Origin of the sequence: Bradyrhizobium sp. (genome assembly GCF_016462955.1) — a bacterium.
GTDB lineage: Bacteria > Pseudomonadota > Alphaproteobacteria > Rhizobiales > Xanthobacteraceae > Bradyrhizobium.
In genome coordinates, this window is record NZ_JAEMSD010000321.1 from 1 (window position 1) to 4,016 (window position 4,016).

General features: G+C 66.8%; 4 protein-coding genes and 1 pseudogene. 4 read left to right on the forward strand and 1 reads right to left on the reverse strand.

From position 1 onward, the window contains the following. From prmB to JHD07_RS26560, 3 genes are all read left to right on the forward strand, one after another. Positions 1-514 (forward strand): 50S ribosomal protein L3 N(5)-glutamine methyltransferase (prmB, locus tag JHD07_RS26550; RefSeq protein WP_291627419.1); only part of this gene is annotated, 514 nt, incomplete at its 5' end. A gap of 90 nt (positions 515-604) precedes the next feature. Then, on the forward strand, positions 605-1,192 hold the full coding sequence (locus JHD07_RS26555; RefSeq protein ID WP_291627420.1) for a phage holin family protein: 588 nt from the start codon (positions 605-607) through the stop codon (positions 1,190-1,192). Continuing rightward, entirely contained in the window at positions 1,193-2,323 is a 1,131-nt protein-coding gene (locus JHD07_RS26560) for a YihY/virulence factor BrkB family protein (RefSeq protein ID WP_291627421.1), read from the forward strand. A 47-nt stretch (positions 2,324-2,370) separates the two neighbouring features. Here the strand turns inward: JHD07_RS26560 and JHD07_RS26565 are convergent, their stop codons facing one another. After that, a complete protein-coding gene (locus JHD07_RS26565; protein ID WP_291627423.1) occupies positions 2,371-3,210 on the reverse strand; it encodes a class I SAM-dependent methyltransferase in 840 nt (279 codons plus the stop codon). Positions 3,211-3,525: 315 nt separating this feature from the next. Here JHD07_RS26565 and JHD07_RS26570 point away from each other — a divergent pair. After that, positions 3,526-4,016, forward strand: a pseudogene (locus tag JHD07_RS26570) (EAL domain-containing protein); the annotation flags it as partial.

Sequence of the window (4,016 nt, forward strand, 5' to 3'; positions counted from 1 at the left end):
CCCCACGGCGGTCGCGCGCGTGCTCGACCTCTGCACGGGATCGGGATGCCTCGCGATCCTCGCCGCGCATCATTTCCCGAACGCCACCATCGACGCCGTCGACATCTCCAAGGGCGCGCTCGAAGTCGCCGCGCGCAATGTCCGCGAATACGGCCTCGAGGACCGGATCAGCCTCCATCGCGGCGACCTGTTCGCCCCGCTTGGCGGCAACAGATACGACCTGATCATCACCAACCCGCCTTACGTCGATGCCGAAGGCATGGCGGCGCTGCCGCCGGAATGCCGCGCCGAGCCGAAGCTCGCCTTCGACGGCGGCGCCGACGGCCTCGACGTGGTGCGCCGGATCCTGCGCGAGGCGCCCGACCACCTGACGCCGGATGGCGGGCTGATCTGCGAGATCGGCCGCGGCCGGGAATTGGTCGACGAGGCGTTTCCGGAGCTGCCGCTGCTCTGGCTCGACACCGAGGATTCCGAGGGCGAGGTGTTCTGGGTCGCGGCCGCCGATCTCGGCTGATTCATCACGGCGAACCGCGCGCAGTCGGAACAAGTCAAATAGCGCCACGTTCATCCTCCGATAACTTTCTCGCTCTCGGAGGATGTCCGCATGCTCGCGCCATCGGGCGAATTGCTGCGCGCCGGCATGGCGCTCAAGGTCAACCATCTCAAGCGCGCCGCGCAATCGTATATGCGTGACCGCACCAGCCAGGCCACGGGGCGGGTCACGTCCTATGCGGTCGCGGCCGGCCTGTTTGCAACCGCTGGATTGTTCGCAATCGCGACTTTCTTCGTCGGCCTGATCGCCCTTTATCGCTGGGTCGCGATCGCCTACGGACAATTCTGGGGTTTTGGCGCCGTCGGCGCGGTGCTGCTCGTGCTGACGGGGACCTGCGCAGGCGTCGCCATGTCCATGATGAAGCGGCCGACCAAGCCGATCGTGCCGCTGGCCAGCCGAATGCGGGTAGCCATTGCCAGCCCGCGGATTCCCCGCGGTACGGTCAAGCAGGCCGTCAAGGAGGTCGCGACGTCAATTCCCCTGGCACCCCTCGGCCCCGGCGAGCGCAGCCATGGCAGGACCGCCTGGTCCGTCCCGACCAGCAGGCCTGTGCAACTCGGCCTCATGCTCGCGGCGATTGGGCTGGCGGGGTTCACAGCGGCGCGGCGAAGGCGTCACAACCAGAGGCAGGACGCCTGAATGCCGCCGCGGCGCTCCGATCAGGTGGACTCCTGGGTGCTGGTCGCGGCGACGGCGCTCTTCGTGCTAACCGCGGAGCGCTACTTCAGGGATTCCGGCCTGATCGGATCGGGGCCTCCGCAAGAGCACCGGAGAGGGGAAGCGAATTCCCCTGAAACGCACCCGGCCGGTGCGGCGCTGCAGCCCGGCCGAGGCCGCAAGGCGAAAAGTCCCTTCGAGATCCCCTGGGCAGGCTGGAAGGACATCTTCTGGCGGACCTACCAGCGCATCGACGACGATCGCCTGCTCGCGACGGCAGGCGGCGTCGTCTTCTTTGGCCTGCTTGCGATCTTTCCGGCCGTGACCGCGCTCGTGTCATCCTATGGCTTGTTTGCCGACCCCGCGACGATCAGCGCCAATCTGCATACGCTCGCGACCATGCTGCCCGAAGGTTCCTTCCAGATTGTCGAGGAGCAGGTCGCCCGCGTGGTGTCGAACGGCAATGCGACGCTTGGTGTCACGTTCCTGTTTGGCCTGCTGCTCGCGATCTGGAGCGCCAACGCCGGCGTCAAAGCGATCTTCGACGCCCTCAACGTCGCCTACGAAGAACGCGAGAAGCGCAGCTTCATCCGGCTCAACATGGTGTCGCTGGCCTTCACCGTCGGAGGCATCGTGGCGCTGCTGTTGATGGTGGGGGCCGTCGTCGCCTTCCCGCTGGCGCTTGATCATCTCGGCATGGCGCCCGAGAACAAGGTGATCGTGGCGCTGGCACGATGGCCGCTGCTGTTCCTGATCCTCCTCGGTGCACTCGCCATCCTCTACCGCTTCGCGCCCAGCCGTGACGCGCCACGCTGGCAATGGCTGAGCCTCGGCGCCTTGATCGCCGCGCTGCTCTGGATCGCCGGGTCGGCCCTGCTGTCCTGGTACCTCTCGGAATTCGCCAATTACAATGCGACCTACGGCTCTCTGGGCGCTGCGATCGGCCTGATGACATGGATGTGGATGTCGGCGATCGTCATCATGTTCGGCGCCGAGCTGAATTCGGAGATCGAGCGGCAGACGCTGCAAGACACCACCACCGGGCGGCCGAAGCCGCTCGGCACCCGCCAAGCCGTCTCGGCCGACACGGTCGGCGCCAGCGCGCCATCCTGACCGGCGGCGGTCAGGCAGGAACCTGCCTGACCGAATCTCGGGCGCCGTCAGCGCTTGGTGATCACCGCTTCGAGATATTCGCTGTGCACCACGATCGTGCCGTCGTCAGCATGGTTGAACTCCCCGAGCAACGCCAGCAGATCGCGCCGCAGCGCGGCCTGGCCGCTGTCGTCGAGCGCGGCAAACGCCTTCAGCGTGGGTCCGTAGAAGGTCTTGAAGATTTCGAGCCAGTGGTCCGGCGAGCGATAGCGGAACACGAACATGCGCGGCTCGGCGGCGATGTCCGCGGCGACCGCGCCGAACATCTCCTCGAGCCGTGCGGTCGTGCCCCACAGCGCCGGTGATTTCACGCCCGCCGGCGGCGGCAGATGCTTGCCGATGGTCTTGAACAGCTGGCCGATGAAGCCTTGCGGCGTCCAGCTGGCGATGCCGATCTTGCCGCCCGATTTGCAGACCCGCGCAAGCTCGGAAGCCGCCTGGTCCTGGTCGGGCGTGAACATCACGCCGAAGGTTGAGAGCACGACGTCGTAGCTGGCGTCGGCAAACGGCAGGGCTTCGGCATCCGCCTCGCGGAAATCGACAGCGAGATGTTCGGCCGCCGCGCGCTCGCGCCCGCGCTCGAGCAGCGCCGGCACGTAATCGGTGGATGTGACGTCGCACCAGCGCCGCGCCGCCGCCAGCGTCGCATTGCCGTTGCCGGCGGCGACGTCGAGCACCTTGCTGCCGGCGCGCAGGTCGATGGCCTCGCAGAGCTGTTCGCCGACGATCTGCAAGGTGGTGCCGACCACGGCATAATCGCCCGACGACCAGGCGCCATGCTGGCGCTGCTTGACGGCGGCAAGGTCGGCTTGGGCGGGGGCCGGCTTGAGGGCGGCGGATGTCGACATGGCAATCTCCTGCGGTTGAAAACGCCGGCACGATACGGTGCATGCGGCTCGCTGACCTTGAGAGCGGCATTATTTTACGCTGAGAGCGCCTTGATTTCCGCACGGGATGCCGGCCAATCCGGCCCCCGGCCGCAACCGCCACCTCGGAGCTTTTCGCCGGCGGATCCGGCATGGCTGCAGGACAGCCACTATCCCCTCGAATCAACAATGATGTTAGGGTCATACTTGCCAAGGGAGCATGAGGCGTCACGAATTTCGCGCGCGACCCGTGTTTTCCCGGGTGAGGCAGTCAGCTCTTGAGGCATAGCGCGCGGCATGATTCGCATTTCGACGATCTTCATCGCCATCTGCATGGTCCTGGTCGCGGCCTCGCTCGGGCTCGCGCTCTATTCCGTCGCCGGCATCAGCGGAACGGAATCGGCGATCGTGGCGCTGACCGCGCTGACCTTCCTGATCCTCTACAACGCGGTGTCGATGCGGCTGCGCGACCGCACCGACGTCGGTGGCCAGATCACCGACCTCTCACGCGGCACCGCCGACCTCGCCCGCCAGGTGGCCGAGTTCGGCCGCCGGCTGGCTGCGATCGAGGGACGCATCGCCTCGTCCAATTCGACCAACTCCGACCGCATCCACTCGGTCATCGGCGAGATCAACGAACTGGGCGGATTGGTGAGGCAGCTCGCCACCACCGTGTCGGCCCATGAGGATCTGCTGGCCGGCAACACGCCGGCGTCAGTTCCCGCACCGGTCACGCAGCCGGAGCCGGAGACGCCGATCGATCTGGCTGCTCCCTTCGAGGAGAAGCC

What these genes read in the sequence shown, in the direction of transcription:
- JHD07_RS26555 (WP_291627420.1), top strand. Translation starts at nt 605, where the DNA reads ATGCTCGCGCCATCGGGCGAATTGCTGCGCGCCGGCATGGCGCTCAAG.
- JHD07_RS26560 (WP_291627421.1), top strand. Translation starts at nt 1,193, where the DNA reads ATGCCGCCGCGGCGCTCCGATCAGGTGGACTCCTGGGTGCTGGTCGCG.
- JHD07_RS26565 (WP_291627423.1), bottom strand. Translation starts at nt 3,210, where the DNA reads ATGTCGACATCCGCCGCCCTCAAGCCGGCCCCCGCCCAAGCCGACCTT.